We start from the raw sequence: 25,153 nt of genomic DNA on the forward strand, positions 1-25,153 counted from the left end.
GATGGCCGAACGCATCCTCGTCGTCGCCCACAATCATCCGGCGCTGCATCCCGGCGGCACCGAGATCTTCGCCCACGATCTTTTCCACGCCTACAAGGCAGCCGGCTGCGCCGCCGTCTTCCTCGGCGCGACCAACGGACTGCACCGCGCGGAAAAGCCCGGCACCAGCTTTCAGGCGGTCGGACCGGCGGGGGACGAACTGCTCGTCTGGTCGGGGCATTTCGACCGGTTCAACCTGTCGCAGATCGACCTCTACGGCGTCGTGCCCGATCTCGAGGCGCTGCTTTCCGATTTCCGGCCGGATGTGGTCCACATCCACCATCTGCTGCTGATCGGCGCGGAGTTTCCGGCGCTCGTCCGCCGCGTCCTGCCGCAGGCGCGCATCGTCATGACCCTGCACGACTATTACCCGATCTGCGCGCATGACGGGCTGATGATGCGCACGGGCGGCCGCGAGCGCTGCCACGGCGCGTCGCCCGACGCATGCCACCGCTGCTTCCCCGAGATCGCGCCCGACCGGTTCCTGCTGCGCGAGCGCTATCTGAAGACGCTCCTCGCCGCTGTCGACCTCTTCGTCTCGCCGAGCGCCTTTCTGAAGGCGCGCTATGTCGCCTGGGGCCTGCCGGAGGAGAAGATCGAACTGATCGCCAATGGCCGGCCGGCCATCGACGCCCCGTTCCGGCCGCGCAGGGGCGAGCGGCGCGACGTGTTCGGCTATTTCGGCAATCTCAACCGCTGGAAGGGCATCGACGTGCTCCTGCGGGCCGCCGAACGGCTGATCGACGCCGACATCGCCTTCGAGCTGCGCGTGCATGGCGGCGCGCCCTTCCAGGCCGAGGCCTTCCACACCGAGATCGACGGCCTGTTCGCCCGCACGGCGAGCCATGTGATCCGGCGCGGCGCCTATGACCGCAGCGAGATCCCGGCGCTGATGGCCGAGGTCGACTGGGTGGTGATGCCCTCGATCTGGTGGGAGAACGCCCCCCTCGTCATCCAGGAGGCACAGCGCCACGGCCGGCCGGTGATCACCAGCGCGATCGGCGGCATGGCCGAGATGGTCGAGGACGGCGGCAACGGGCTCACCGTGCCGCCCGACGATCCGGCCGCGCTCGCCCGAACGATGGCGCGCGCCGCGGCCGACCCCGCGCTCTGGCACCGGCTTTCGGGCGCCGCCGTTCCGCCACCCGGCATCGACGCCGTCGCCGCCCGCTATCTCGCGCTCTTCGCCGCGCTCGCCCCCATTCCGGCCGTAGCCTGAGGAGACCCTTCCATGAGCCCGGTCCAGCCCGTTCCCCTGCCGCAGAAGCCCGATGTCGAGCCGGCGCCCGGCGTGCCGATGCTCGCCGGCCGCGTCGATGCGATCGATGGCGGCCGGCTCTATGGTTGGGCCTTCGACCGGTCGCGGCCCGGCGAGCGGGTCAAGATCACCGTGCTGCTCGCCCGCAAGGTGGTCGCCGAAGTGACGGCCGACCGGCACCGCTCCGACTTGCGGCGGAACGGCGTCGGCGACGGTTCGCACGCCTTCGACGTGCAGTTGCCGCAGCACGCGGTGGACCGGGCGCGCGAACTGGAAGTGGTGGCGCAGTCGCCCTCCGGCGAGGAGCGCGTGCTGCACGCGCCGAGCCTCGACGAGCAGGCGGCCGAACAGCTCATCTCGGCGCCGCTCGGGCGGGTGCTCGACCGGCTCGAGGTGCTGATGAACGCGCAGCGCCAGCTCCAGCTCGGCCAGCACGCGCTGCAGAAGCGCGACCCCGATGCCGGCGACCCGGTCTCCGACACGCTCGACGAGCTGCGCGAGGATCTCGACCGCCGGCTCTCCGACCTCGAGGTCTATCTGATGCGCTTCGACGGTGTCGTCGCCGGCATGGAGGCGCGCATCGAGGCGCTCGCCGGGCGGCGCGGCAGCGAGACGCGGCTGCTGCCGCTTCTGCTCGCCGGCCTGATCGGTCTCGCCGCCGGTGTCGGCGGCGCCCTCGTCGCCGTGATCTGAGGAGGCCGCCATGCTCGACGAACCGCGCCGGATCGAAGGCAAGGAGACGGCGGCCGCCGATCCGGCCGACCGCCGGCCGCTGTTCGACGCCGAGACGGCGCTTGCCGCGCCGGTCGACGACCAGCTCGTGCTCGTCGCCGGCCTCGGCGAGGAGATGAGCGGCGCGCTGACGGCGCTTCTGAACGGCGATCCGGCGATGCCGGCGAAGGCGACGGTCACCTCCTGGCCGCTCGCCCGGCCGCAGCCCGGCGCCACGCATGCTTTCGTCGCCGCGCTGCAGGTCGCGCCGCTGAAGCGCGGCCGGCTCGCCTCGCTCCTGCTGCGCCATCACGGCCGGGCGGTGCGCTATACGCTCGCCCGCCGCACGGTGGGCGCCGGCGCCCTGCTCGCCGCGCTCTCCGAGATCGCCGAGCCGCCGCGCCACACCGTCGCCGACCGCATCGTCGAGACCCTGCTCCCCGGCCCGCTATCCCGGCGCAAGCTCGCCGCGGTCGCCGCCCTCGTCGAGGCGGGCGCCCGCCATGACGGCTATGTCGAGATCGTCGGCGGCTTCGAGGAAGGCGACATCTTCCTGCAGGGCTGGTCGGCGCATTTCGGCCCCGGCACGACGCGCGTGCTGCTCGCCGGTGCGCGCACCCAGATCGCCCAGGCCGCGGTCGCCACCTTCCACCGCGACGACCTTTCCGGACGGGCGCAGGGCTTTGCGGCGACGCTCGTCTCGCCGGAGCCGATCGATGCGGCCGCGCTCACCCGCGTCTTCTTTCGCAACCGCGAGGGCTGGCACAGCGCCGAGGTCTATGACCGGCGCATCCTGTCCGGCCCGCGCGAGACGCCGACGCACGCCCGCGCCATCCTCGCCCGGACGCGCGGGCCGGCCGACGTGCTCGCCAAGCTGCGCGCCGCGGCGCATCGTTATGACGGCACCGACACCGTCTCGTCGCTCCCCATTCCGGTGCGGCTCGGCCTCGATCATGCGACGCGGGTCGAGGGGGGCGGGGTGCTGATCGCCGGCTGGCTGCTCGATCCGGACCGGCGCGTCACCGCGGTGACGCTGCGGCGGCCGCGCGGCGAATGCCGGCTCGACGCCGACTGGACCCGGCTCGACCGGCCCGACGTGGTGCGCGCCTTCGAGGGCAAGCCGCCCTTCGGTCCCGGGCTCGAGGGCGGGCGCCACCGGCACGGCTTCATCGCCTTCGCCCCCGCCTTCGATCCGGATGGCACCTCGCCGCTCCACATCGAGCTCTCCTTCGATCTCGGGCCGCCGGCCTTCCTGCCGGTGATCGCCAAGCGCGGCAGCTATCGCGAGGCGACGCTGCGGCAGCTGCGCACCATCGATCCGCGCGAGGGGACTTTCCGCCGCGTCGTGGAGCGCCAGCTCGTGCCGCTCGTCGAGCAGGCGGCCCTCCCGCCGGTGAAGACGCTCTCCGTCGAGCCGATCGGCCACGCGACGGCGGAGGGCGGCGTGACCCTCGTCATCGGCCTCGACGAGGAGGCGACCGAGGTGGCGCCGCTGCTCACCCTGCTCGCGCTCGATCCCGAAACGCGCGGCCGGCCGATCGTCATCGCCGCGCCCGTCGATCTGACCGACGCGCTCGGCGCCGAACTCGCGCGGCTCGCCCGGTTCTGGCGGCTGTCGCTGCGGCTCGTCGCGACCGATGGCGGCGACGCGATCGACGCGCTGATCGCCGGCGCCGCGGCGGCCGAGACGGAGACCGTGCTGCTGCTCTCGGGGGCGCTCGTGCCCGGCGAGCGCGGCTGGCTCGGCCAGCTCGTCGCCGCGCAGGCGGAGGCGGGCGGCATCGTGTCGCCGACCTTCCTCTACGAGGACGATTCGATCCGCTGGGCCGGCCCGGTCTTCGAGGACGGCGTGCTCGTCGACCGCCGTGCCGGCTATCCGGCGGCGGCGCTCGCCCATGCCGCGCCGGCTTCCGTCGCCGCGGCCAATCTCGAATGCGCGCTGCTGCCACGCTCGACCGCGCTCTCGCTCGAGGGCCGGGCGCGGGCCTTTCTCGGCCGTGAGCGCAAGGCGCTCGACCTCGCCCTCGCGCTCGCCGCGGACGGCGTGCCGGCGCTCTGGCTGCCGACCGTGCGGCTCCTGTCGCCCGAGATCGAAACCGGCGGCGGCACGCTCAGGGCGCATGCGCGGCGGATCGACGAGATCGTCTTCGCCGCCCGCCAGGCCGACCGCCCCCTTGCGAGGAACTGACCCCATGCCGCGCCCCGAGCCCGCCCGCAAGATCCGCGTCCTCGTCGTCAGCCACGCCCATCCCGCGCTGTCGCTCGGCGGCGCGGAGATCGCGTCGCACAACCTGCACAAGGGGCTCAACGCGCTCGCCGGCGCGGAATCGGTCTTCCTCGCGCGGGTCGGCCATCCGATCCCCCGGCACGGCGCGACGGCCTTGATGAGCCTGCGCCAGGCGGCCTCGGAGATCCTCTTCCACAACGACGAATACGATCATTTCTATCTGTCGAACCGCAACACGGACGAGATCGAGCGCGACCTGATCCGCTTCGTGCGCGATCTCGCGCCCGACGTGGTGCATTTCCATCACGTGCTCGGACTCGGCCTCGAGACGCTCGCGGCGATCCGCGCCGCGCTGCCGAAGGCGACCATCCTCGTCACCTTCCACGAGTTCCTGTCGATCTGCCACCATCACGGCCAGATGGTGAAGACGAAGGGCACGCTCTGCGAGCGCGCCTCGCCGACCGAGTGCAACCGCTGCTTCCCGGAAGTGCCGGCGGCGAAGTTCCTGCGCCGGGAGCATCTCGTCCGGGCGATGCTCGACCTCGCCGACGCCTATGTCTCGCCCTCCGCCTTCCTCGCCCAGCGCTTCGTCGAATGGGGCCTGCCGGCCGCGCGCATGCACGTCATCGAGAACGGCATCGACGTCGCCGAGACGGCCGAGCCGCGTCCGCTCGCCGCCGGCGGGCGGCGCGGGCGGTTCGCCTTCTTCGGCCAGATGACGCCCTTCAAAGGCATCGACGTGCTGATCGATGCGGTCGCCCGCGTGCCGGAAAAGATCTGGGGCGAGGATGCGCGGCTGCTGATCTTCGGCGGCAATCTCGAGGCGCAGCCGCCCGGCTTCCAGGAGAAGATGAAGAAGCTGATCGAGGAGGCCGGCGCCCGCGTCCGCTTCTACGGCGCTTACCGCAATGCCGAGATGCCGCGGCTGATGCGCTCGGTCGACTGGGTGGTGATGCCCTCGATCTGGTGGGAGAACTCGCCGGTCGTCATCCAGGAAGCCTTCCATCACGGCCGGCCGCTGATCGTCTCCAACATCGGCGGCATGGCCGAGAAGGTGCGCGACGGCGAGGACGGGCTGCATTTCCGTGTCGGCTCGGCCGAGGATCTCGCCGACCGGTTCGCCGAGGTGCTCAGCGAGCCGGCGCTCTTCGACGGCCTGCGCGGCACGATGCGGCGGCCGCTCTCCCATCTCGACTGCGCAAGGGCGCATCTCGATCTCTACCGCGCGCTCGGCGCGCGCGGGCGGGCGGCCGCGCGGGCGGCGCCGCTCGAAGCCGTTCCCGCGTGATCCGGCCTCACCCCCGGACCCGAACCCCCAGCCAAGGAGACGATACGATGGCGCGCATTCTGGTCATGATCCCGTCGGGCGAAGTCTATGATCACGACAATGTCCGCTGGTACAAGTACCAGGACATTCAGCGCTCGATCAACCGCTACCACAATATCGGCGACGCCTTCGTCTACGATTCCTCGCTCAAGCTGATGAATTTCGACAAGCTGAGCGTGCTGGAGATCGCCGATCCGAAGATGGACGATATCGACCGGCTGCGTGAGGAATACGACTTCGTGTTCCTGCGGGGGTCGAACTACGTCAATCAGTCGATGCAGTGGTGGAACACCATTCCGGTGCTGAAGAAGCTGAACCTGCCGGTGCTCGGCTTCGGCATCGGTGCGCAGGCGCCCGTCAAGGGCAAGCTCGAGCTCTCCGAGGAGACGAAGACCGTCCTGCACATGATGGCCGATTCGACCGCCTCGATCGGCGTGCGCGGCGCCTATTCGGCGCAGGTGCTGTGGGACATCGGCATCAAGAATGTCCGCATCATCGGCTGCCCGACCGCCTTCCGCCGCAACGATCCGAATCTGCAGATCACCCTGCCGCCGCTCGATACGGTGCGCGATGTCGGCATCACGCTGCGCCGCGAGGTTTCGTCGACCTATGCGCAGGACATCAAGCGTTACCTCACCTTCCACCGCGACCTCGTCAAGCAGATGGCGGCGCGGTTCGACGTCGTGCTGATGGCGCAGGGCGAGGTGGAGGAGAAGAAGCTCGTCTTCGGCACCGACGAGCAGAAGGAAGAGGCGATCGCCGCCCTGAAGGGCAACAAGACCGTCGTCGACTGGTATTTCGACGACGAGATGGAGCGGCTCTATCGCGAGCGGATGTTCTATTCCGACGTCGTCGCCGACTATGAGAGCCTCGTCCGCGCCAAGGATCTCGTGCTCGGCTACCGGCTGCACGGCAATCTGATGGCGCTGTCGAACGGCACGCCCTCGGTCTACTTCACCTATGACAGCCGGACGGTCGAGTTCGCCGAGACCTATCAGATCCCGAGCTTCGACGTGTTCTCGAACAAGGAGTTCCGGCTCGAGGATTACTGGGACCAGTCGCTCTTCGACAAGTTCAACCGCGCCTGGTTCAACACCTATCGCGAGATGCGGACCTTCCTGGTCGAGAACGGCGTCGACACCAAGATGGTCGACGTGACCAAGCCGAACATGGTGCGGCCGAAGGGGCCGGCCCTGCCGGGCGTCGTCGAGCCGGCGCGCAAGGTGGCGTGATGCAGCGGCTCGGGCGGCTCGCCGCGGCGCTCGCCTTCGGCCTCGCAGGGCTCTGCCCGGCGGGGGCGGCGGCGCTGCGCGACGGCGGGCCGCCCGGCCTGCGGCTCGCGACCGCGGGGCCTGTCGAGACGGTGTTCGACTGGTCGAAGGATGCCTGCGCGCCGAGCCATGTCCCGGACTCCTCGGCGCGGGCCTTCCGCGATGCGGCCGGAGCGGTGCACCTGATCGCCAGCCACAACGACAACCGGCTGTTTTCCGGCCCGGACCTCGATCACCTGCGGCCGGATTGCGCGATCGTTCACGAGGCGGCGCGGAACGCCGATCTCGCCCGTTATGACGATCTCGACTGGATCTCCGGCGTCTGGACCCGCGACGGGGAGACCGTCTACGCCCTCGTCCATTCCGAGCTGCGCGGCGAGCGCACGCCGGGCCTGTGTCCTGCCGGGAAATACAGCCCCTGCCTCTTCAACACCGTCACGGCGCTCGTCTCGCACGACGGCGGCCGGACGTTCGACAGACCACCCGGCGGTGCCGAGCCGGTCGTCATGGCGCTGCCCTATCCTTTCCCGACCGACCGCAGATCCCGCGTCGGCTATGCCAATCCGTCCAACATCATCGAGAAGGACGGCTTCCTCTACGCCTTCGTCTTCGCCGATTCCTACCGGGCGCAGAAGCGCGGCCCCTGTCTCATCCGCACTGCGACGCCCGACGATCCGTCCTCCTGGCGCGGCTATGACGGAACGGACTTTTCCGTCCGCTTCGTCGATCCCTTCGCCGGCGTGCCGGCGGAGCCGCAGGCGCATGTCTGCGCGCCCGTCGCGCCGGGCACGCTCGGCCGGATGATCGGCAGCGTCACGCGGCACCGGCCGTCCGGCCTCTATGTCGCGGTGTTCGGCGACGAGCGGCCGGTCGGCGGCCGGCCGCGCTCCGGTATCTTCGCGGCCACCTCGCCCGATCTCTTCCATTGGAGCGCGCCGGCCCTCGTCTTCGCAGCGCCGCTGCTCTGGCAGGGCGGCTGCGGCGGGGCGGCTCCGGTCTTCTATCCGTCCCTCCTCGACGACGACGCGCGCACGCGCGCCTTCGAGGACATGGACGACACGGCCTTTCTCTATCTCGCCCGGTTCAATCTCGACCGCTGCCGGATCACCTGGGATCGCGACCTGATCCGGGTGCCGGTGCGGGTGACCGGGCCGGACGGAAGTTGAACCGGTTGGTGAACCAGGGGAGGTCGGCCATGCCGATCGTGGGAAGCAACGAGAACGACGTCATCCTCGGCACGGCCGCGGCCGAGACGATCGCTGCAGGGGCGGGCAACGACGTGGTCTGGGGTGGCGGCGGGGCCGACACGATCGAGGGCGGCTCGGGCCGCGACACGGTCGTCTATCGCACCTCCGCGGCCGCGGTGACGGTGAACCTCTCCGTCAGCGGGCCGCAGGCCTCGGGCGGCGATGCGGCCGGCAACACCCTCGTCGGCATCGAGAGCGTCGCCGGCTCCCGCTTCGACGACACGCTGATCGGCGACGCGGGCGCCAACAATCTCAATGGCGGCGCGGGCGCCGACTATCTCGACGGCGGCGCCGGCATCGATACGGCGATCTACAGTTCCTCGGCCGCGGCGGTGCGGATCGACCTTTCCTCGTCCGGGCCGCAGAGCGGCGGCGATGCCGAGGGCGACGTGCTCGTCAGCATCGAGAACGTCGTCGGCTCCCGCTTCGCCGACACTCTGATCGGCGACAATGGCGACAACGTCTTCACCGGCGGGGCCGGCGCCGACACGATCATCGGCGGCGGCGGTGTCGACATCGCCTCCTATGCCGGCTCCTCGGCGGCGATCAACGTCGTGCTCGGCCGCGCGGTGCAGTCGGGCGGCGAGGCCGAGGGCGACCGGCTCACCTCGATCGAGGGCGTCTATGGCTCGCGCTTCAACGATGTGATCATCGGCGACAATGGCGACAACGTCCTCTCCGGCGGCGCGGGCGACGATTATCTCGTCGGCGGCGGCGGCTTCGACCGGCTGAACGGCGGTGCGGGCAACGACACGCTGGTGATCAGCGGCCTCGCGCGCGCCGATGGCGGCGAGGGAACGGACAAGCTCGTCATCGACGTCAGCGCCTACAATGCCGGGGTCTCGGGCGGCAAGGGCTTCTTCGTGACGGCGGGGCCGAATGCCGGCGAGATCCTCGTCTCGACCAGTTCCGGCTTCGAGACGGGATCGAAGACCAAGGTGCTGACCGGCTTCGAGCAGCTCGAATATCACGGCACGCAGCACGACGATTTCGTCACCGGCCTGCGCGGGGGCGACGACCGGCTGTTCGGCGGCGCCGGCAATGACAGCCTGATCGGCGATGGCGGCGCCGATTATCTCGACGGCGGCGCGGGCGACGATTTTCTCAACGGCCGGCAGATGGTCGAGGACGGCACCTATGCGAACGGCGCCGACGTGCTGTTCGGCGGCGACGGCAATGACCGGCTGATGGTCGACGAGGGCTTCGCCTATGCCGATGGCGGGGCGGGCACCGACACGCTCTATCTCTGGACCAACCCCTATCTCGACCAGGTGATCGACCTTTCCGAGGACAGCCTCCTGATGCTGCGGATGGAGAGCATCGAGAAGATCATCGTCTGGACCGGCGAGGGCGACGACACGCTGATCGGCGGCGCGCAGGACGACACCTTCGTCGCGGGGGCCGGCAACGACGTCCTCTATGGCGGCGACGGTGACGACCTCCTGACCGGCGGCGCGGGGGCGGACACCTTCGTCTTCTCCGGCACGGCCGGCTCCGGCTTCGACACGGTGACGGACTTCACGGTGGGCGACCTGATCGCCTTCGGCTCGGAGAGCCTGATCGGCGGCTATTCGGACTTCCTCGCCGCGGCGACGCAGACGGCGGACGGCGTCCTGCTCGCAATCGGCGGGGCGGGCGACGGCGTGCTGTTCGCCGGCACGACGCTGTCCGACTTTTCCGCCGCGAGCTTCACGGATACGAACCCGATCGGCTGATCGCGGGCCGACCCCATCCCAGACGGCGACGACAGAACCGAAACGCCAGGCGCCCGTCCCATCCGAAGAGAAGGAACGAACCGATGACCGTTCTCGTCACCGGTGGCGCCGGCTATATCGGCAGCCACATGGTTCTCGCGCTGCGCGACGCCGGCCGTGCCGTCGTCGTGCTCGACGATCTCTCGACCGGCTTCCGCGATCTGGTGCCGGACGGCGTACCGCTGGTGCGCGGCGACATCGGCGACGCGGACCTCGTCGCCGCGACGCTCGCCGGGCACGGTGTCACGGCGATCGTGCATTTCGCCGGGTCGATCGTGGTGCCGGATTCCGTCAAGGATCCGCTCGGCTACTACCTCAACAACACCGTCAAATCCCGCGCGCTCCTCGCCGCAGCGGTGGCGGGCGGGGTGAAGCATTTCATCTTCTCCTCGACCGCCGCGGTCTATGGCGAGCCGGAGACGAGCCCGATCGACGAGACCGCGGCGACCGCGCCGATCTCGCCCTATGGCGCCTCGAAGCTGATGACGGAATGGATGCTGCGCGACACGGCGGCGGCGCATGGGCTCACCTATGCGGCGCTCCGCTATTTCAACGTCGCCGGCGCCGACCCGCAGCGTCGCGCGGGCCAGTCCTTCCCGCGCGCCACCCATCTGATCAAGCTCGCCGCGCAGGCCGCGCTCGGCGAGCGGCCCTATCTCGAGATCTTCGGCGAGGACTATCCGACACCGGACGGCACCTGCATCCGCGACTATGTCCACGTTTCGGATCTCGCCCGGGCGCATCTCCTCGCGCTCGAGCATCTGGAAGCGGGCGGGGAGAGCCTCGTCGCCAATTGCGGCTATGGCCGCGGCTATTCGGTGAGGGAGGTGATCGCGGCGGTGAAGCGCGTCTCGGGCATCGACTTCCCCGTGCTCAAGGCCGCCCGGCGGCCGGGCGATCCGGCGGCGCTCGTTGCCGGCGTGACGCGGATCGGCGCGACGCTCGGCTTCCGCCCGGCGCTCGACCACCTCGACACGATCGTCGCCGATGCGCTCGCCTGGGAGGAGCAGCTCCGCCGCCGGCGCGACGGCGCCGCGCCGCTCGCCCCGCAGGACGAGAGCCGTATCGCCGCGGCGCCCGCGGCGGGCTGAGGCGCCGTTCAGGCGGAGCGCGCGGCGCGCTGCTCGGCGACGAAGAGGAAGAGGCCGGAGGCGACGATGATCGCCGCCCCGGCGATCATGCTGACGGTCGGCTGGTCGCCGAAGACGAGATAGCCGAGCAGCACCGCCCAGACGATCGTGCTGTACTGATAGGGCACGACGACCGACGCCGGCGCGAGCTTGAGCGAGCGCGTCACCATCAGATGCGCCCCGAGCGCCACCACGCCGAGGAGGGCGAGCAGCCCGAGATCGGCGAGGTGCGGCGTCGCCCAGTCGAGCGGGCCCCAGACGAGCCCGACGGCGAGCGCGCCGACCATCTGGTAGGTGACGAGCACCGTGTCCGGCGTGCCGCGCAGATGCCGGGTGACGAGCATCAGGAAGGCGAAGACGATGCTGCCGGCGATCGCCACGATCGCCGAGAGGGAGAAGGTGGCCGCCGACGGATTGAGCGAGACGAGCACGCCGACGAAGCCCGCGAGGATGGCGAGCCAGCGCGCCCGGTCGATCTTCTCGCCGAGCAGGAAGGGCGACAGCGCCGCCACCCAGATCGGGCTCGCGAGATAGAAGGTCATGACATCGGCGAGCGGCAGCGCGATCACCGAGAAGTAGAAGAAGGCGACCTCGGCCGTCGAAAGAACGACGCGCAGGACCTGCAGGCCCGGCCGTGGCGGGCGCAGGAAGGCGGCGACCGGCTCGCGGCGGATCAGCGGCACGAGCACGACGAGCGCCGCCGCCGAGCGGACGAGCAGCACCATGCCGACCGAATAGGACGCGACCAGCCATTTGCCGAGCGCGTCGTTCACCGCAAAAAGGAAAATGCCGCCGAGCATCAGGGCGATGCCGAGCGTCACGGCGTGGCGCGCGGCGGGCGCGAAGGGGATCGACGTCATGGTCTGCTCTCGTGCGGGACCGGCAGTCTGCACAGTTCCTAGGCAGAAGCAATCACCGTCTGCCCGTTTGCCGGCGCAACTCCGGAAAGTCCCGTATATTGCTATTCCTGCATCTGCCGGTTAGATTATCCCTGCGTGGTGGCTCCGGGCGGGCCGCGATGCGTTTCGATGTGGGCGGCGGCGCCGCGAAGCCGTCGAGGGAAGCGGATGCGTATGGATCTCCTGAAGAAGCCGGGCCGCGGCACCGAGAAGCGGATGCCGGAGATTCGCGGTCTGCTGCGCCAGGCCGGGCTGCGGCCGACGCGCCAGCGCGTCGCGCTCGCCGATCTCCTGTTCGCACAGGGTCCGCGCCACATCTCGGCGGAAGGCCTGCACGAGGAGGCGATGGCGAACCGCGTGCCCGTCTCGCTCGCCACCGTCTACAACACGCTGCATCAGTTCACCGAGGTCGGCCTGCTGCGCGAAGTCGCAGTGGATGGCACGAAGACCTATTTCGACACCAATACCGACGATCACCATCATTTCTTCGTCGAGGACGACAATGAGGTGCTCGACGTGCCCCTGTCGAGCCTGCGGGTGGAAGAGATCCCGGTGCCCCCCGAGGGCATGGAGATCACCCGCATCGACGTGATCGTCCGGCTGCGGCGCATCAAGAACGCCTGAGCCCCGCAAGCGGCGGGTCCGGTTGCTTCCGATTCTCGAGGGCGCGCTCCGCATTCCAGGCGGCGCGCGCCCTTGTCGCATGTGTGGCCCGGTCGGGGTTTTTCTCCGGAGCGGGGATGCACGCCGTTTCGTCTTGCGTTATATCCAAACCGCTTTGGAAGGCCGTCGGGCCGCCGCTGTGACGAGGCCGGCCGTGTGATCGGCGGGCCGGTCCTCGGCGAACTTCGGCGCGCGTTCCGGGTTCTGTAGTCGCACGCCGATCTCGTCCGGGGCGCAGACGACCCCGGAAGCATCCTTCAGGGAGAAACGTTCATGACGATCCGTTGCGTGGTCTGGGGCGAAAACGTCCACGAGCAGGAGAACGAAGTCGTTCGCGGGATATATCCCGAGGGCATGCACACGACGATCGCCAGGGGCCTCGCCGAGGACGGGATGATCGAGGCGTCGACCGCGACGCTGCAGGAGCCGGAGCACGGCCTCTCGGTCGAGCGGCTCGCCGCGACCGATGTGCTCGTCTGGTGGGGCCACAAGGCGCACGGCAAGGTCGACGACGCGATCGTCGAGCGGGTGGCGCAGCGGGTCTGGGAAGGGATGGGCCTGATCGTCCTCCATTCCGGCCATTTCTCGAAGATCTTCAAGCGGCTGATGGGCACGCCCTGCTCGCTGAAATGGCGCGAGGCGGGCGAGAAGGAGCGCGTCTGGGTGATCAACCGCAACCACCCGATCGCCTATGGCCTGTCGGACTATTTCGAGATCGAGCAGACCGAGATGTATGGCGAGCCCTTCACGGTTCCCGAGCCGATGGAGACGGTGTTCGTCACCTGGTACGAGGGCGGTGAGGTCTTCCGCTCCGGCCTCACCTATCGCCGCGGTGCCGGCAACGTCTTCTATTTCTCGCCCGGACACGAGACCTATCCGATCTATTACGACGCCAACGTCAAGCTGGTGCTGAAGAACGCCGTGAAGTGGGCGTACAACCCGGCGCCGGCCTGGGCCGGCATCGACAAGGCGCCGAACACGCCCGCCGACAAGGCGCCGAACGGTCCGCTCGAGATCAAGGGCGGCCGGCTGCACCGGCCGGGCGAGGAAGGGTTCCGCTAGGCGCGGACGGGGGAGACGATCGATGAGGGTCCTGATCCTCGGCTCGGGCTCGATGGCCGAGCAGCATGCGCGGAGCTTCATGGCGGAGGAGGGCGTTCTGCTCGCCGCCGCGGTGGAGCCGAACGCCGAGCGGCGCGCCGTGTTCGGCGCCATGTTCGAGATTCCGAAGCTCTTCGCCTCGCTCGACGAGGCGCTCGCCTGGGGCGAGTTCGACGCCTGCGCCAATGTCACGCCGGACGCCGTGCACCATCCGACGACGATGGCGCTGCTCGCCGCCGGCAAGCATGTGTTCTGCGAGAAGCCGCTCGCGACGAGCTATCCGCTGGCGATCGAGATGGCGGAGGCCGCCGAGAAGCGCGGCGTCATCAACATGGTGAACTTCACCTATCGCAACTCGCCGGCCCTGCAGCGCGCCCATGCGCTGGTCGAGGCCGGTGCGATCGGCGAGGTCCGCCATTTCGACGCCGCCTATCTGCAGAGCTGGCTCGTCGGCAAGCACTGGGGCGACTGGCGGACCGAAAGCCGCTGGCTGTGGCGCCTGTCGGAGAAGCACGGCTCGAAGGGTGTGCTCGGCGATGTCGGCGTCCACATCGTCGATTTCGCGAGCTTCGCCATGGCGAGCGACATCGTCGGTGTCGAGAGCCGGCTGCGGACCTTCGCCAAGGCGCCCGGCGACAAGATCGGCGACTATACGCTGGACGTGAACGACAGCGTGGTGATGACGGCGGAGCTCGCCAATGGCGCGCTCGGCACGATCAGCGCGACCCGCTACGCGACGGGCCACGCCAACGACCTCGTGCTCAACATTTACGGCACCGAGGGCGCGCTCGAGGTCCGCACCACGGCGCGGGAATGGTCGCTGCGGATCTGTGCCGGCGCCGACATCGACACACAGACCTGGCAGGAGGTGCCGCTCGAGCCGGTGGCGACCACCTATCAGCGCTTCGTCGCGGCCGTGAAGTCGGGCGAGAACGGCGTGCCGAGCTTCCGCCGCGCGGCGGAGATCCAGCGCATTCTCGACCTCTGCTTTGCGCAGGACGAGGCCCGCCGGCTCGCCGCCGCGGCCCCGGCCGCCACGGCCTGATCGGTCGCACGGGGATCCTCCCCTGCGCGGTGTCGCGGGGGAGGATGTCGCCCGAGACCGGCAGTCGCGGATGCCCGCAGGCGACGGCCTGTGGCCGTCTTCACAGTCCGGAAACCATGATCGTGGCAAGCTCGTGTCCGGTTGCGCCGGGGCGGGCGCGGCGGCTCCGCGGCCTTTCGCGGGGGCCGTCCCCCTTCGGCCAGGTCGTTCCGGGCGTCGGGCGGTTCCGGCGCTCCTCCTCGTCGCAAGGGCACCAGGGCATGCTGAAGCCGTTTCTCCTCATCGCGGGCGTCGCCGCCGCCATTACAGGCGCCACCTCCGGTGCGCAGGCCGCCAAGAAGGTCTTCTGGGACGGCGTCACCCAGAGCTTCCGGGAATTCGAGACCGATCCGGCGCTGTTCAACACGCCCGGCGCCCGCAGCTACACGCCGATCCGGCGCGAGGACATTTCCTATGACGGCCCCTATGGCCCGCAGACGCTGGTGGTCGACACCGCCGAGCGGCGGCTCTATTACGTCTATGCGGCGGGCCGGGCGCTCAAATACGGCATCGGCGTCGGCCGCGACGGCTTCCAGTGGTCGGGCGTCAACCGGATCACGCGCAAGGCCGAATGGCCGGGCTGGACGCCGCCGCCGCAGATGCGCAAGCGCCGCCCCGACCTGCCGGCCTATATGGAAGGCGGCATCAACAATCCGCTCGGCGCCCGCGCCCTCTATATCGGCTCGACCGTCTTCCGCATCCACGGCTCGAACGAGCCCTGGACGATCGGCCACGCCGTCTCGTCGGGCTGCTTCCGGATGACCAATGAGGACGTGACGGACCTCTATGACCGCGTGCCGGTCGGCACCAAGGTCGTCGTGCTGCGATAGGCCGCCTTCGGCCATCGCCTCACCTCGCAGAGAGCCGGGACCCATCCCGCTGACCGTCTGACGGCGTTCTTCTTGATGGATTCTGGCTCTTCGCGTCGCCCGGGATGACGGACGCTGACGCAAGCGGCAGGACCGCGCCTACTCGAACTTCACCATGACGTGGCGGACGACCGAATAATCCTCGAGCGCATAGGACGACAGGTCCTTGCCATAGCCGGATTGTTTCAGCCCGCCATGCGGCATCTCGTTGACCAGCATGAAATGGCAGTTGACCCAGGTGCAGCCGTACTGGAGCTGCGCCGCGGTCGCCATCGCCTTCGAAACGTCCTTCGTCCACACCGATGAGGCGAGGCCGTAATCGGAATCGTTCGCCCAGCCGACGGCGTCCTCGACCTCCGAGAAGCGGGTGACCGAGACGACCGGGCCGAACACCTCGCGCCGGACGATCTCGTCCGTCTGCAGCGCGCCGGCGACGACGGTCGGCTCGTAGAAGAAGCCGGCGCCGCCGGCGACCTTGCCGCCGGTCGTGACCTCGATGTGCGTCTCTTCCGCCGCACGGGCGACGAAGCTCGCGACGCGGTCGCGCTGCCTCGCCGAGATCAGCGGGCCGATATCGTTGTTCTCGTCGTCGGCCGCGGCATAGCGGATCGAGGCGACGGCGGCGGAGAGATCGGCGACCAGCCGGTCATAGATCTTCGGGCCGGCATAGATCCGGCAGGCGGCGGTGCAGTCCTGGCCGGCATTGTAGAAGCCGAAGACCTTGACCCCCTCGACGACCGCCTCGAGATCGGCATCGTCGAAGACGATCACCGGCGCCTTGCCGCCCAGTTCGAGATGGGTGCGCTTGACGCTCTTCGCCGCCGCGGCGAGCACCTTGCGGCCGGTCGCGATGTCGCCGGTGAGCGAGATCATCGAAACCTTCGGATGGTTGATGAGCGTCGAGCCGACGCTCTCGCCGCGGCCGACCACGACGTTGAGCACGCCTTCCGGCAGGATGTCCGCGGCGAGCCGGGCGAGCTTCAGCGTCGTCAGCGGCGTCTGCTCGGAGGGCTTCAGCACGACCGTATTGCCGGCGGCGAGCGCGGGGCCGAGCTTCCAGGCCGCCATCATCAGCGGATAGTTCCACGGCGCGATCGAGGCGACGACGCCGATCGGGTCGCGCCTGATCATCGAGGTGTGGCCGGGCAGATATTCGTTCGCGGCGCTGCCGGTCTGGACCCGCGCGGCGCCGGCGAAGAAGCGGAAGCAGTCGACCACCGCCGGAATCTCGTCGCGCAGCACCGCCGGACAGGGCTTGCCGCAATTGAGCGCCTCGAGCGCGGCGAACGCTTCCGCCTCCGCCTCGATCGCATCGGCGAGCTTCAGGAGGGCCGCGGCCCGACCCGAAGGGGGCGTCCGCGACCAGGTGCGGAAGGCCTTCGCCGCCGCCTCGACCGCGGCGTCGATCTGCGCCGGCGTCGCCTCGGCGAGGTCGAGAATGGTCTCGCCCGTCTTCGGCGCGAGCACGCGCTCGGCCTCGGCCGAGCCGCTCTCGAAGCGGCCGCCGATCAGCATGGCGGTGTCGGTGACGGGGGTGGCGGGAATCGGGGCGTTCATCGGAAACCTCCCTATTTGCCTTGTCCGGCGATGCGGTCGCCGTCGCGGGTGAGGTAGTAGGCGGCGAGGATGGGCAGGAAGGTCACGGCGATCACCATCGCCGCGACGACATTGGTGACCGGCCTCTGCCGCGGCCGGATCAGCTCCGACAGCATCCAGATGGGCAGGGTGGTCTGCTGGCCGGCGGTGAAGGTGGTGACGATCACCTCGTCGAAGGAGAGCGCGAAGGCGAGCATGCCGCCGGCGAGCAGAGCCGTCGAAAGCTGCGGCAGCACGACGTGGCGGAAGGTCTGGAAGCCGTCCGCGCCGAGATCCATCGAGGCCTCGACGAGCGAGCCGGAGGTGCGGCGGAGCCTTGCCACGGCGTTGTTGTAGACGACGACGATGCAGAAGGTCGCGTGGCCGACGACGATCGTCCAGAACGAGAAGGGGATGTCGGCGAGGCTATAGGCGGAGCGGAGCGCGATGCCGGTGACGATGCCGGGGAGCGCGATCGGCAGGATGATGAGAAGGGTGACGGAATCCCGCCCGAAGAAGCGCGACCGGGCGACCGCGGCAGCGGCGAGCGTGCCGAGCACCAGGGCGATCGCGGTGGCGGTCGCGGCGACCCGCACCGAAAGGCCGAGCGCCGCCCAGATGTCCGGCCGGTTCCAGGCGACGGCGAACCATTCGAGCGTATAGCCGGGGGGCGGGAACTGGTAGCTCCGCTCCTCGGTGGTGAAGGCATAGAGGAAGATCAGCGCCAGCGGCAGATGCAGGAACAGAAGGCCGGCGGCCGCGGCGATCCTGAGGCCGAGCGGGGCGCGGTTCATGGGGCCGCCCTTCCGGCGTATTCACCCCCCACCCAGACCCTCCCCCACGAGGAGGGAGGGGGATTGCCGCTCTGGACGTCGAAGCGCCGTTCGTGCCGCGGTGCGTCCTGCTCACTCCCCCCTTGTGGAGAACGGCAAGGGGGGAGGGTGAATATCTCACAGCGCATCGAAGGCCCCCATGCGCTTGGCGACCGCCAGATAGCCGACCATGATGGCGATCGGCACCACCGAGAAGGCGGCGGCGAGCGGGATGTTTCCGGCCGTGCCCTGCAGGGTGTAGACCGCCTGGCCGATATAGAGGGTCGACGAGCCGACGATCTGCGGCGTGATGTAATCGCCGAGCGTCAGCGCGAAGGTGAAGATCGAGCCGGCGACGACGCCCGGCAGGGCGAGCGGCAGGATCACCTTGCGGAGGGTCTGGCCGGGCCGCGCACCGAGATCGGCCGACGCTTCGAGGAGCGAGCCGGGCACGCGCTCGAGCGCCGCCTGGATCGGCAGGATCATGAAGGGCAGCCAGAGGTAGAGGAAGACGAGGAAGGTGCCGGTATAGCTGATCGACAGCGACGGCCCGCCGACCACCGGCAGAGCGAGCCATGCGTCGAGGAGCGGCGTCGTGCCGGTCCTCTCGGTCGCCCAGGCGAGGATGCCCTCGCGCGCCAGAATGAGCTTCCACGCATAGACCCGGACGAGATAGCTCGACCAGAGGGGCAGCATGACGGCGAGATAGAACAGCGCCTTCGTGCGGCCGCGGGCGTAGCGCGCCGCGTAATAGGCGATCGGAAAGGCGATCACCGCGCCGACGAGGGTGACGAGCGCCGCCATCGTCACGGTGCGGCCGATGATGTCGAGATTGGCCGGCCGGAAGAGCTCGCCATAGGTCTTCAGCGTCCATTCCCGGACGATCAGGCCGGAAAACTCGTCGATCGAGAAGAAGCTCTGGGCGAGCAGCGCGACGAGCGAGCCGAGATAGACGACGCCGAGCCACAGCAGCGGCGGCGCGAGGAAGAGCGCGACGAGGAGGCGCGGCCGGGCGACGAGCCGGTCCGACAGCCGGCGCAGCGCGCCGTCGCGGCCGTCGATCGGCAGGGCGGCCATTCAGCCCTCCATCCGGTGTGCCGCGCCGGGCGGCACGAAGAGGCGCACGGCGCTGCCGACCGGCAGCGGCCCGCGCTCGGCCGGCGCGACGACGGCGAGCCGGTCCGACCCGACCGCGACGACGACGCGGCGCTGCGCGCCCTGATAGAGCGTCGTCTCGACCGTGCCGGCGAAGCCGATCTCGCCGAGTCGGATCTTCTCGGGGCGAAGGCTGTAGAGGCCGCGCGGCAGGCCGAGCCGCTCCGCCGCGTCCGGTTCGACGACGTTCGAGCCGCCGACGAAATCGGCGACGAAGCGGGTCTGCGGCCGTTCATAGACCTCGTCGGGCGCGCCGACCTGGACGATGCGGCCCTCGTTGAACACGGCGATGCGGTCGGCCATCGACAGCGCCTCGCTCTGGTCATGGGTGACGAAGACGAAGGTGATGCCGAGCCGCCGCTGCAGGCTCTTCAGCTCCACCTGCATCTGCTCGCGCAGCTTGAGATCGAGCGCGCCGAGCGGTTCGTCGAGCAGCAGCACCTTCGGCTCGTTGATGAGTGCGCGGGCGAGCGCGACGCGCTGACGCTGGCCGCCCGAAAGCTGCGCCGGGCGGCGATCCTCGAAGCCGGAGAGCGCGACGAGGGCGAGCAGCTCGCGTGCCCGTGCCTCGCGCTCGGCGCGCGGCACGCCGCGCACCATCGGCCCATAGGCGACGTTCGCCCCGACCGTCATGTGCGGGAAGAGGGCGTAGTCCTGGAACACGGTGTTGACGCTCCGTCGGTAGGGCGGAACGCCCGTCATCGGCGCGCCGAAGATCTCGATCGAGCCGGCATCGGGCTGTTCGAAACCGGCGATCAGCCGCAGGCAGGTGGTCTTGCCGGAACCGGACGGCCCGAGCATGGCGAAGAAGGCGCCGGGCGCGATGTCGAGATCGACCCCGTCGACCGCCCGCGTCGCGCCGAAATGCCGGGAAACGCCCCGGAAGCGGACGGCGGAAAGCGCGGCGGGGTCGGTCATCGATCGTCCGTGAGACGGGCGCCGGCGGTCATGCCCGGATCAGGCGGACCATGGCGCCCTCGAGGAGGGGGGAGATGGCCGGGAAAAGCCCGGCCATCGCGGTCTTCGGCGGGCGGGCGCCGGCTCAGCGGCCGCCGAGGATGGCGATGTAGTCGGTGACCCAGCGGTAATAGGGCACGCAGCCGGCTTCCTGGGTGGCGCACTTCGAGACCGGCGTGCGCCAGAAATGAATCCGGTCGAAATTGCCGAGGCCGTTGGTGTCGCAGCCGCTGTCGCCGAGGAGCGCGTTGCCCTTGCAGGCCTCGAGATTGGCCGGAACGGAGCCGAACCAGGCGGCGAGGTCGCCCTGCACCTTGGCGTCGATCGAATGCTCGAGCCACTGATAGGCGCAGTTCGGATGGGCGGCGTTGGCGTGCATCATCGTCGTGTCGGCCCAGCCGGTCGCGCCCTCCTCGGGAACGGTGGAGGCGATCGGCTGCTTGTTGGCGACGAGCAGGTTGACCTGGAACGGCCAGCTCGACGAGGCGACGAAGCCTTCATTGGTGAAGTCGTCGATCTGCACCATCGCGTCGTGCCAGTAGCGCGAGACGATCTGGCGCTGGCCGCGCAGCAGCTCGAGCGCGGCCTTGTACTGATCCTCGGTCAGCTCGTAGGGATCCTTGATGCCGAGGTCGGGCTCCTTCTTCATCAGATAGAGCGCCGCATCGGCGATGTAGATCGGTCCGTCGAAGGCCTGGACGCGGCCCTTGTTCGACTTGCCGTCCGGCAGGTCCTGTTCCTCGAAAACGACAGACCAGCTCTTCGGCGCCTCCTTGAACACCGTGGTGTTGTACATGAGGACGTTCGAGCCCCACTGATAGGGCACGCCGTAATGCACGCCGTCCACGGTGTGCCAGGGGGCGCTCTTCAGCCGGTCGTCGACCTTCGACCAGGAGGGGATGAGATCGGTGTTGATCGGCTGCACGGTCTTGCCGGCGATCAGGCGGAGCGATGCGTCGCCCGAAGCGGTGACGAGATCGAAGCCGCCCTCGTTCATCAGCGCCACCATCTCGTCGGAGGTGCCGGCGGTCTTCACATTGACCTTGCAGCCGGTCTTCTCCTCGAAGGCGGTGACCCAGTCATAGGCCTTGTCGGTGTCGCCGCGTTCGATATAGCCGGCCCAGGCGACGATATCGACCTGTCCTTCGCCAGGGCCGATCGCGGTCACTTGGGCGAAGGCGGCGAGCGGCTGCGTCACGGCGAGTGCGGCCGCGGTACAGCCGGCGGCGAAGCGTGCAATGCGGAGCATGGACTTCTCCCCTTTTTCGGCGCGACAGCCGCCCTCTTTTCTCCGGCTGTCGCGCCCCTCTGCCCAGAGTGCGCGCAGGATCAAATCTTCGCCAATACAAAATTCAGAACCGATCCATCGGAATCTCCGAAGGATCAGCCGCGCATCCGCTCCGAGCGCTGGCTCAGGCTGACCGCGACGAAATCGGCCGCCGGCTGGCGCATCGCCGCGCCGCGCCGCCAGGCGAGGCCGACCCGGATCGCCGGCAGCGGTTCCGCGGCCGGCCGCGCCTCGATGCGATCGCCTTCGAGCGACCAGGGCCGGTAGACGAGATCGGGCAGCACCGCGATGCCGGCGCCGGTCGCGACGAGGCTGCGCACGGCCTCGACCGAGCGGGTGCGGAAGGCGACCTTGGGGCGGATGCCGCTCGCCACCCAAAAACCCTTCGTCGCCTCCTCGATCTCCTCGACCGAGAGCATGACGTGCGGCTCGCCGGCGATCTCGGCGAGGGGCACCTCCCGCAGCGCCGTCAGCCTGTGGCCCTGCGGCAGCCAGATCCGATAGGGCGTCTCGCCGAGCAGCGCGGTGTCGAATGCCCGATCGGCCGGGCGATCGGGCACCACCATCACGACGACGTCGAGTTCGCCATTGATCAGAAGGTGTTCGAGATGGTCGCGGCCGTCCTCGAGCGCCTCGACGGCGACGGCCGGGTGGGCGCGGCGGAAGCGGGCGAGGAGATCGGAGAGCACATAGCCGGCGACGAGCGCCGTGACGCCGAGCGACAGCCGGCCGGCGGTCGGCGGCGCCCCGCCGAGCGAGCGGCGGGCATCGGCAACGGCCTCGAGGACGCGCGTCGCATGGCGCAGGAACATCCGGCCCTTATGGCTCAGCGCGACGCCGCGGCCGCTCCTCTCGAGCAGGGTCACGCCGAGATCGGCCTCGAGCTCCTTCACCGCCTCGGTGATCGTCGATTGCGACACGGAAAGCTGCTGCGCCGCGCCGGAGATCGAACCGGCATCGGCGACGGCGACGAAATATTGCAACTGGCGGAACTTGAAAGCCATGCCTCAGGCGACGGCACCGAGGCCGCCCCCCGCGCGCCGCAGCTCGATGTGGGCGCAGGCGAGCGCGATGTGGCGCGGCACGGGGCGGTCCTTGGCGTAATAGGCGACGAGCCTGCGGCTGATGCCGAGCTCGGCCGCGGCCGCATCGAGCGAGAGCCGATTGCGGGACAGGAAGGCGGCGAACTCCTCATTGGACATCGCCTCGGCTGCGAGCCGCTCGACGCTCGTCGCCGGCATGTCGATCGCGTCGTCGCTGCCCCAGGCGATCGCCGCGCCCTCGTCGACGAGGTGGACGGAGGCGAAAAGCGCGGGGTCGAAGCGGAGTGGACGATAGATTCGATAGGCGTGAAGATCGGGTGCCAGGCTGACGGTCTCGCGTCGTCCGGCACGGGGGCCCGCCGACCATTCGACGTCCACAGAGAGCGGTGCGACGGCGCGGACGGCGCCGATCCGAGGCATCGGGACGCCGGCGGCGATACGGTCAGTCGCGCTCATTGAGGTCTCTCCAGGCGGCGATGAGGAGGTCGCGGTGAGCCGTCGCCCACGTCTCGACGATCCCGAAGGCTCTGCGCGGGATGGAACCCCGGATGACACGAGGTCGGCGATCCGGATCTGCACGTCGGTGTCCGGGCCTCGGACGTGGAAATGGGGCGGCATGATCGGCCGCATAAACGAAGATCGACATTCCATTCGCGAGCGTGGCGATCCGCGGCAAACCGACTCCCTTTTCCCCACCCTAGTGCATTCCGTGCACGAATGCCAATAGGTCAAAGGTCTGACCTCATTGACCGCTGCCTCGTGGGGGCCTAGGCTCCGGCCTCTATCGGAAGCGAGGAATCACGTGACCCGCCGCAAGCTCATTCTCGACGTCGATACCGGCACGGACGATGCCGTCGCCCTCATGCTCGCGGCGCTGCATCCCGCGCTCGAACTCGTCGGCGTCACCGTCGTCAACGGCAATGTGCCGGTCTCGGTCTGCACCGACAACACGCTGCGCGTGCTCGATCACATCGGCCGCGGCGACATTCCGGTCTTCGAGGGGGCCGACCGGCCCTTCATGCGGCCGGATTTCCCGATGCCGCGCGGCACCGGCGAGCAGGGCTCGAAATATCACGGCGAGACGCTGCCCGTACCGCCGACGACGCGACAGAAGCAGGAGAAGCGGGCGGTCGAATATCTGATCGAGACCTATCGCGCCGCGACCGATCCGATCACCCTCGTGCCGGTCGGCACGCTCACCAACATCGCGGCCGCGCTCGCGGTCGAGCCGAAGCTCGTCGGCCTGATCCCCGAAGTGGTGATCATGGGCGGCGGCCACGAGATCGGCAATGTCACCCCGGCGGCCGAGTTCAACATCTGGGGCGACCCCGAAGCCGCCGAACGGGTTCTGAACGCCGGCTTCGAGAAGGTGACGCTGGTGCCGCTCGACGCCACCCACCGGGCGCTCGTCTCCTATGACGACTGTGACCGGCTCGCCGCGCTCGGCACGCCCGCCGGCACCGCGACGGCCGAGATCGTCCGCTTCCGCATCGACACGCACGAGAAATGGCAGCGCATGCCGATCCGTGGCACCGCGCCGGTGCACGACGCGCTCTGCATCGCCTTCCTCGTCGATCCGACGATCCTGACGACCAGGCGACTCAATGTCGTCGTCGAGGCCGCCGGCACCTATACGATCGGCCGGACCGTCATCGACGTCTATGGCCGTTCGGGCCGGGCGCCGAATGCCGACATCGCCTTCGACGCCGACCCGAAGAAGTTCGTCGACATGCTGGCCGAGATCTTCGCCCGGCCGCACGGCGCCGCGGCTTCGGTCTAATCGAGCCCTTCGAAGAGCGCCGTCGACAGATAGCGCTCGGCGAAGGACGGGATGATCAGGACGATGGTCTTGCCGGCGAATTCCGGCCGCGTCCCGACCTTCACCGCGGCGGCGATCGCCGCGCCGGACGAAATGCCGACCGGGATGCCTTCGAGCCGGGCGGCGAGGCGGGCATTCTCGAACGCCTCCTCGTTCGACACCGTGATCACCTCGTCATAGATCGCGGTGTCGAGCACGCCCGGCACGAAGCCGGCGCCGATGCCCTGGATCTTGTGCGGGCCCGGCGCGCCGCCCGACAGGACCGGGCTGTCCTTCGGCTCGACGGCGACGATGTGGAGCGAGGGCCGGCGCGGCTTCAGCACCTGGCCGACGCCGGTGATCGTGCCGCCGGTGCCGATGCCGGCGATGAAGGCGTCGATCTCGCCATTCGTGTCGTTCCAGATCTCCTCCGCGGTGGTGCGGCGGTGGATCTCGGGATTGGCCGGGTTCTGGAACTGCTGCGGCATCACAGCGCCGGGAATGGTCGCGACGAGTTCCTCGGCGCGGGCGATCGCCCCGCGCATGCCCTTCGGCCCTTCGGTCAGCTCGAGCTCGGCGCCGAGCAGCTTCAGCATCTTGCGCCGCTCGACCGACATCGTCTCCGGCATCACGAGGATCAGCCGATAGCCGCGCGCGGCGGCTGCAAAGGCGAGCGCGATGCCGGTATTGCCCGAGGTCGGCTCGACGAGCGTCGAGCGGCCGCGCTCGATGCGTCCCTCGGCTTCGAGCGCGTCGATCATCGCGACGCCGATGCGGTCCTTGACGCTCGCGATCGGATTGAAGAATTCGAGCTTGGCGAGGAGGTTGGCGGCGACGCCCTTCTCCTTCGCGATGCGGTCGAGCCGCACGAGCGGCGTATCGCCGATCGTGTCGGTGATCGAATCATAGACGCGGCCGCGTCCCGGCTTGGTCATGGCGTCGGAT

Annotated in this window: 22 protein-coding genes; 13 read left to right on the plus strand and 9 right to left on the minus strand. The window is 69.4% G+C overall.

Annotation, left to right across the window (positions count from 1 at the left end):
• The first annotated feature begins 1 nt into the window (after nt 1).
• From GGQ63_RS11320 to galE, 8 genes are all read left to right on the plus strand, one after another.
• Nucleotides 2–1,258, plus strand: a complete 1,257-nt coding sequence (locus GGQ63_RS11320; protein WP_183855831.1) for a glycosyltransferase family 4 protein — start codon at nt 2–4, stop codon at nt 1,256–1,258.
• A gap of 12 nt (nt 1,259–1,270) precedes the next feature.
• A complete protein-coding gene (locus tag GGQ63_RS11325) occupies nt 1,271–1,990 on the plus strand; it encodes a hypothetical protein (RefSeq protein WP_246429733.1) in 720 nt (239 codons plus the stop codon).
• A gap of 10 nt (nt 1,991–2,000) precedes the next feature.
• A complete protein-coding gene (locus tag GGQ63_RS11330; RefSeq protein WP_183855833.1) occupies nt 2,001–4,196 on the plus strand; it encodes a hypothetical protein in 2,196 nt (731 codons plus the stop codon).
• 4 nt (nt 4,197–4,200) lie between these two features.
• Nucleotides 4,201–5,523 (plus strand): glycosyltransferase family 4 protein, encoded by a 1,323-nt coding sequence (locus tag GGQ63_RS11335; protein WP_183855835.1) that lies wholly within the window; start codon nt 4,201–4,203, stop codon nt 5,521–5,523.
• Nucleotides 5,524–5,570: 47 nt separating this feature from the next.
• A complete protein-coding gene (locus GGQ63_RS11340) occupies nt 5,571–6,794 on the plus strand; it encodes a polysaccharide pyruvyl transferase family protein (RefSeq protein ID WP_183855837.1) in 1,224 nt (407 codons plus the stop codon).
• Nucleotides 6,794–7,999: a hypothetical protein gene (locus GGQ63_RS11345; protein ID WP_183855839.1), complete on the plus strand. Its 1,206-nt coding sequence runs from the start codon at nt 6,794–6,796 to the stop codon at nt 7,997–7,999. The genes GGQ63_RS11340 and GGQ63_RS11345 overlap by 1 nt, the downstream gene beginning before the upstream one ends.
• Nucleotides 8,000–8,028: 29 nt before the next feature.
• Entirely contained in the window at nt 8,029–9,795 is a 1,767-nt protein-coding gene (locus GGQ63_RS11350; RefSeq protein WP_183855841.1) for a calcium-binding protein, read from the plus strand.
• An 83-nt stretch (nt 9,796–9,878) separates the two neighbouring features.
• On the plus strand, nt 9,879–10,925 hold the full coding sequence (galE, locus tag GGQ63_RS11355) for a UDP-glucose 4-epimerase GalE (RefSeq protein WP_183855843.1): 1,047 nt from the start codon (nt 9,879–9,881) through the stop codon (nt 10,923–10,925).
• A gap of 8 nt (nt 10,926–10,933) precedes the next feature.
• Here the strand turns inward: galE and GGQ63_RS11360 are convergent, their stop codons facing one another.
• Nucleotides 10,934–11,824 carry a DMT family transporter gene (locus tag GGQ63_RS11360; RefSeq protein WP_183855845.1) on the minus strand — a complete coding sequence of 297 codons (891 nt, stop codon included), beginning with the start codon at nt 11,822–11,824 and terminating at the stop codon, nt 10,934–10,936.
• Between the two features lie 255 nt (nt 11,825–12,079).
• On the opposite strand from GGQ63_RS11360, the gene irrA reads away from it, so the two are divergent.
• The 4 genes from irrA (at nt 12,080) to GGQ63_RS11380 (ending at nt 15,541) form a co-directional block, all read left to right on the plus strand.
• Nucleotides 12,080–12,487 (plus strand): iron response transcriptional regulator IrrA, encoded by a 408-nt coding sequence (gene irrA, locus GGQ63_RS11365; RefSeq protein ID WP_246429751.1) that lies wholly within the window; start codon nt 12,080–12,082, stop codon nt 12,485–12,487.
• 312 nt (nt 12,488–12,799) lie between these two features.
• Nucleotides 12,800–13,588, plus strand: coding sequence for a ThuA domain-containing protein (locus tag GGQ63_RS11370; RefSeq protein ID WP_183855849.1), 789 nt, complete (start codon nt 12,800–12,802; stop codon nt 13,586–13,588).
• 22 nt (nt 13,589–13,610) lie between these two features.
• Entirely contained in the window at nt 13,611–14,672 is a 1,062-nt protein-coding gene (locus GGQ63_RS11375; RefSeq protein ID WP_183855851.1) for a Gfo/Idh/MocA family protein, read from the plus strand.
• A 260-nt stretch (nt 14,673–14,932) separates the two neighbouring features.
• Nucleotides 14,933–15,541, plus strand: coding sequence for a L,D-transpeptidase (locus tag GGQ63_RS11380; protein ID WP_183855853.1), 609 nt, complete (start codon nt 14,933–14,935; stop codon nt 15,539–15,541).
• A gap of 138 nt (nt 15,542–15,679) precedes the next feature.
• On the opposite strand, the gene GGQ63_RS11385 is transcribed toward GGQ63_RS11380, so the two are convergent.
• From GGQ63_RS11385 to GGQ63_RS11415, 7 genes are all read right to left on the minus strand, one after another.
• The gene (locus GGQ63_RS11385) at nt 15,680–17,137 is read right to left on the minus strand and encodes a gamma-aminobutyraldehyde dehydrogenase (RefSeq protein ID WP_183855854.1); all 1,458 of its coding nucleotides are present in this window, start codon (nt 17,135–17,137) and stop codon (nt 15,680–15,682) included.
• Between the two features lie 11 nt (nt 17,138–17,148).
• Nucleotides 17,149–17,949, minus strand: coding sequence for an ABC transporter permease (locus tag GGQ63_RS11390; protein WP_183855857.1), 801 nt, complete (start codon nt 17,947–17,949; stop codon nt 17,149–17,151).
• 156 nt (nt 17,950–18,105) lie between these two features.
• Complete coding sequence (locus GGQ63_RS11395) at nt 18,106–19,044, minus strand: ABC transporter permease (protein WP_183855859.1); 939 nt, start codon at nt 19,042–19,044, stop codon at nt 18,106–18,108.
• A complete protein-coding gene (locus tag GGQ63_RS11400) occupies nt 19,045–20,040 on the minus strand; it encodes an ABC transporter ATP-binding protein (protein WP_183855861.1) in 996 nt (331 codons plus the stop codon).
• Between the two features lie 124 nt (nt 20,041–20,164).
• The gene (locus GGQ63_RS11405; RefSeq protein WP_183855863.1) at nt 20,165–21,328 is read right to left on the minus strand and encodes an ABC transporter substrate-binding protein; all 1,164 of its coding nucleotides are present in this window, start codon (nt 21,326–21,328) and stop codon (nt 20,165–20,167) included.
• 134 nt (nt 21,329–21,462) lie between these two features.
• Complete coding sequence (locus GGQ63_RS11410) at nt 21,463–22,371, minus strand: LysR family transcriptional regulator (protein WP_183855865.1); 909 nt, start codon at nt 22,369–22,371, stop codon at nt 21,463–21,465.
• Between the two features lie 3 nt (nt 22,372–22,374).
• On the minus strand, nt 22,375–22,866 hold the full coding sequence (locus GGQ63_RS11415) for a hypothetical protein (protein WP_183855867.1): 492 nt from the start codon (nt 22,864–22,866) through the stop codon (nt 22,375–22,377).
• 346 nt (nt 22,867–23,212) lie between these two features.
• Here GGQ63_RS11415 and GGQ63_RS11420 point away from each other — a divergent pair, with 346 nt between their 5' ends.
• Nucleotides 23,213–24,190: a nucleoside hydrolase gene (locus tag GGQ63_RS11420; protein ID WP_183855869.1), complete on the plus strand. Its 978-nt coding sequence runs from the start codon at nt 23,213–23,215 to the stop codon at nt 24,188–24,190.
• Here GGQ63_RS11420 and cysK read toward each other — a convergent pair.
• On the minus strand, nt 24,187–25,143 hold the full coding sequence (cysK, locus tag GGQ63_RS11425) for a cysteine synthase A (protein WP_183855871.1): 957 nt from the start codon (nt 25,141–25,143) through the stop codon (nt 24,187–24,189). The two genes, GGQ63_RS11420 and cysK, sit on opposite strands and share 4 nt — an antisense overlap.
• Between the last annotated feature and the right edge of the window lie 10 nt (nt 25,144–25,153).

The sequence above is a fragment of the Prosthecomicrobium pneumaticum genome (assembly GCF_014199915.1).
Lineage (GTDB): Bacteria > Pseudomonadota > Alphaproteobacteria > Rhizobiales > Kaistiaceae > Prosthecomicrobium > Prosthecomicrobium pneumaticum.

What these genes read in the sequence shown, in the direction of transcription:
- GGQ63_RS11320 (WP_183855831.1), top strand. Translation starts at nt 2, where the DNA reads ATGGCCGAACGCATCCTCGTCGTCGCCCACAATCATCCGGCGCTGCAT.
- GGQ63_RS11325 (WP_246429733.1), top strand. Translation starts at nt 1,271, where the DNA reads ATGAGCCCGGTCCAGCCCGTTCCCCTGCCGCAGAAGCCCGATGTCGAG.
- GGQ63_RS11330 (WP_183855833.1), top strand. Translation starts at nt 2,001, where the DNA reads ATGCTCGACGAACCGCGCCGGATCGAAGGCAAGGAGACGGCGGCCGCC.
- GGQ63_RS11335 (WP_183855835.1), top strand. Translation starts at nt 4,201, where the DNA reads ATGCCGCGCCCCGAGCCCGCCCGCAAGATCCGCGTCCTCGTCGTCAGC.
- GGQ63_RS11340 (WP_183855837.1), top strand. Translation starts at nt 5,571, where the DNA reads ATGGCGCGCATTCTGGTCATGATCCCGTCGGGCGAAGTCTATGATCAC.
- GGQ63_RS11345 (WP_183855839.1), top strand. Translation starts at nt 6,794, where the DNA reads ATGCAGCGGCTCGGGCGGCTCGCCGCGGCGCTCGCCTTCGGCCTCGCA.
- GGQ63_RS11350 (WP_183855841.1), top strand. Translation starts at nt 8,029, where the DNA reads ATGCCGATCGTGGGAAGCAACGAGAACGACGTCATCCTCGGCACGGCC.
- galE (WP_183855843.1), top strand. Translation starts at nt 9,879, where the DNA reads ATGACCGTTCTCGTCACCGGTGGCGCCGGCTATATCGGCAGCCACATG.
- GGQ63_RS11360 (WP_183855845.1), bottom strand. Translation starts at nt 11,824, where the DNA reads ATGACGTCGATCCCCTTCGCGCCCGCCGCGCGCCACGCCGTGACGCTC.
- irrA (WP_246429751.1), top strand. Translation starts at nt 12,080, where the DNA reads ATGCCGGAGATTCGCGGTCTGCTGCGCCAGGCCGGGCTGCGGCCGACG.
- GGQ63_RS11370 (WP_183855849.1), top strand. Translation starts at nt 12,800, where the DNA reads ATGACGATCCGTTGCGTGGTCTGGGGCGAAAACGTCCACGAGCAGGAG.
- GGQ63_RS11375 (WP_183855851.1), top strand. Translation starts at nt 13,611, where the DNA reads ATGAGGGTCCTGATCCTCGGCTCGGGCTCGATGGCCGAGCAGCATGCG.
- GGQ63_RS11380 (WP_183855853.1), top strand. Translation starts at nt 14,933, where the DNA reads ATGCTGAAGCCGTTTCTCCTCATCGCGGGCGTCGCCGCCGCCATTACA.
- GGQ63_RS11385 (WP_183855854.1), bottom strand. Translation starts at nt 17,137, where the DNA reads ATGAACGCCCCGATTCCCGCCACCCCCGTCACCGACACCGCCATGCTG.
- GGQ63_RS11390 (WP_183855857.1), bottom strand. Translation starts at nt 17,949, where the DNA reads ATGAACCGCGCCCCGCTCGGCCTCAGGATCGCCGCGGCCGCCGGCCTT.
- GGQ63_RS11395 (WP_183855859.1), bottom strand. Translation starts at nt 19,044, where the DNA reads ATGGCCGCCCTGCCGATCGACGGCCGCGACGGCGCGCTGCGCCGGCTG.
- GGQ63_RS11400 (WP_183855861.1), bottom strand. Translation starts at nt 20,040, where the DNA reads ATGACCGACCCCGCCGCGCTTTCCGCCGTCCGCTTCCGGGGCGTTTCC.
- GGQ63_RS11405 (WP_183855863.1), bottom strand. Translation starts at nt 21,328, where the DNA reads ATGCTCCGCATTGCACGCTTCGCCGCCGGCTGTACCGCGGCCGCACTC.
- GGQ63_RS11410 (WP_183855865.1), bottom strand. Translation starts at nt 22,371, where the DNA reads ATGGCTTTCAAGTTCCGCCAGTTGCAATATTTCGTCGCCGTCGCCGAT.
- GGQ63_RS11415 (WP_183855867.1), bottom strand. Translation starts at nt 22,866, where the DNA reads ATGAGCGCGACTGACCGTATCGCCGCCGGCGTCCCGATGCCTCGGATC.
- cysK (WP_183855871.1), bottom strand. Translation starts at nt 25,143, where the DNA reads ATGACCAAGCCGGGACGCGGCCGCGTCTATGATTCGATCACCGACACG.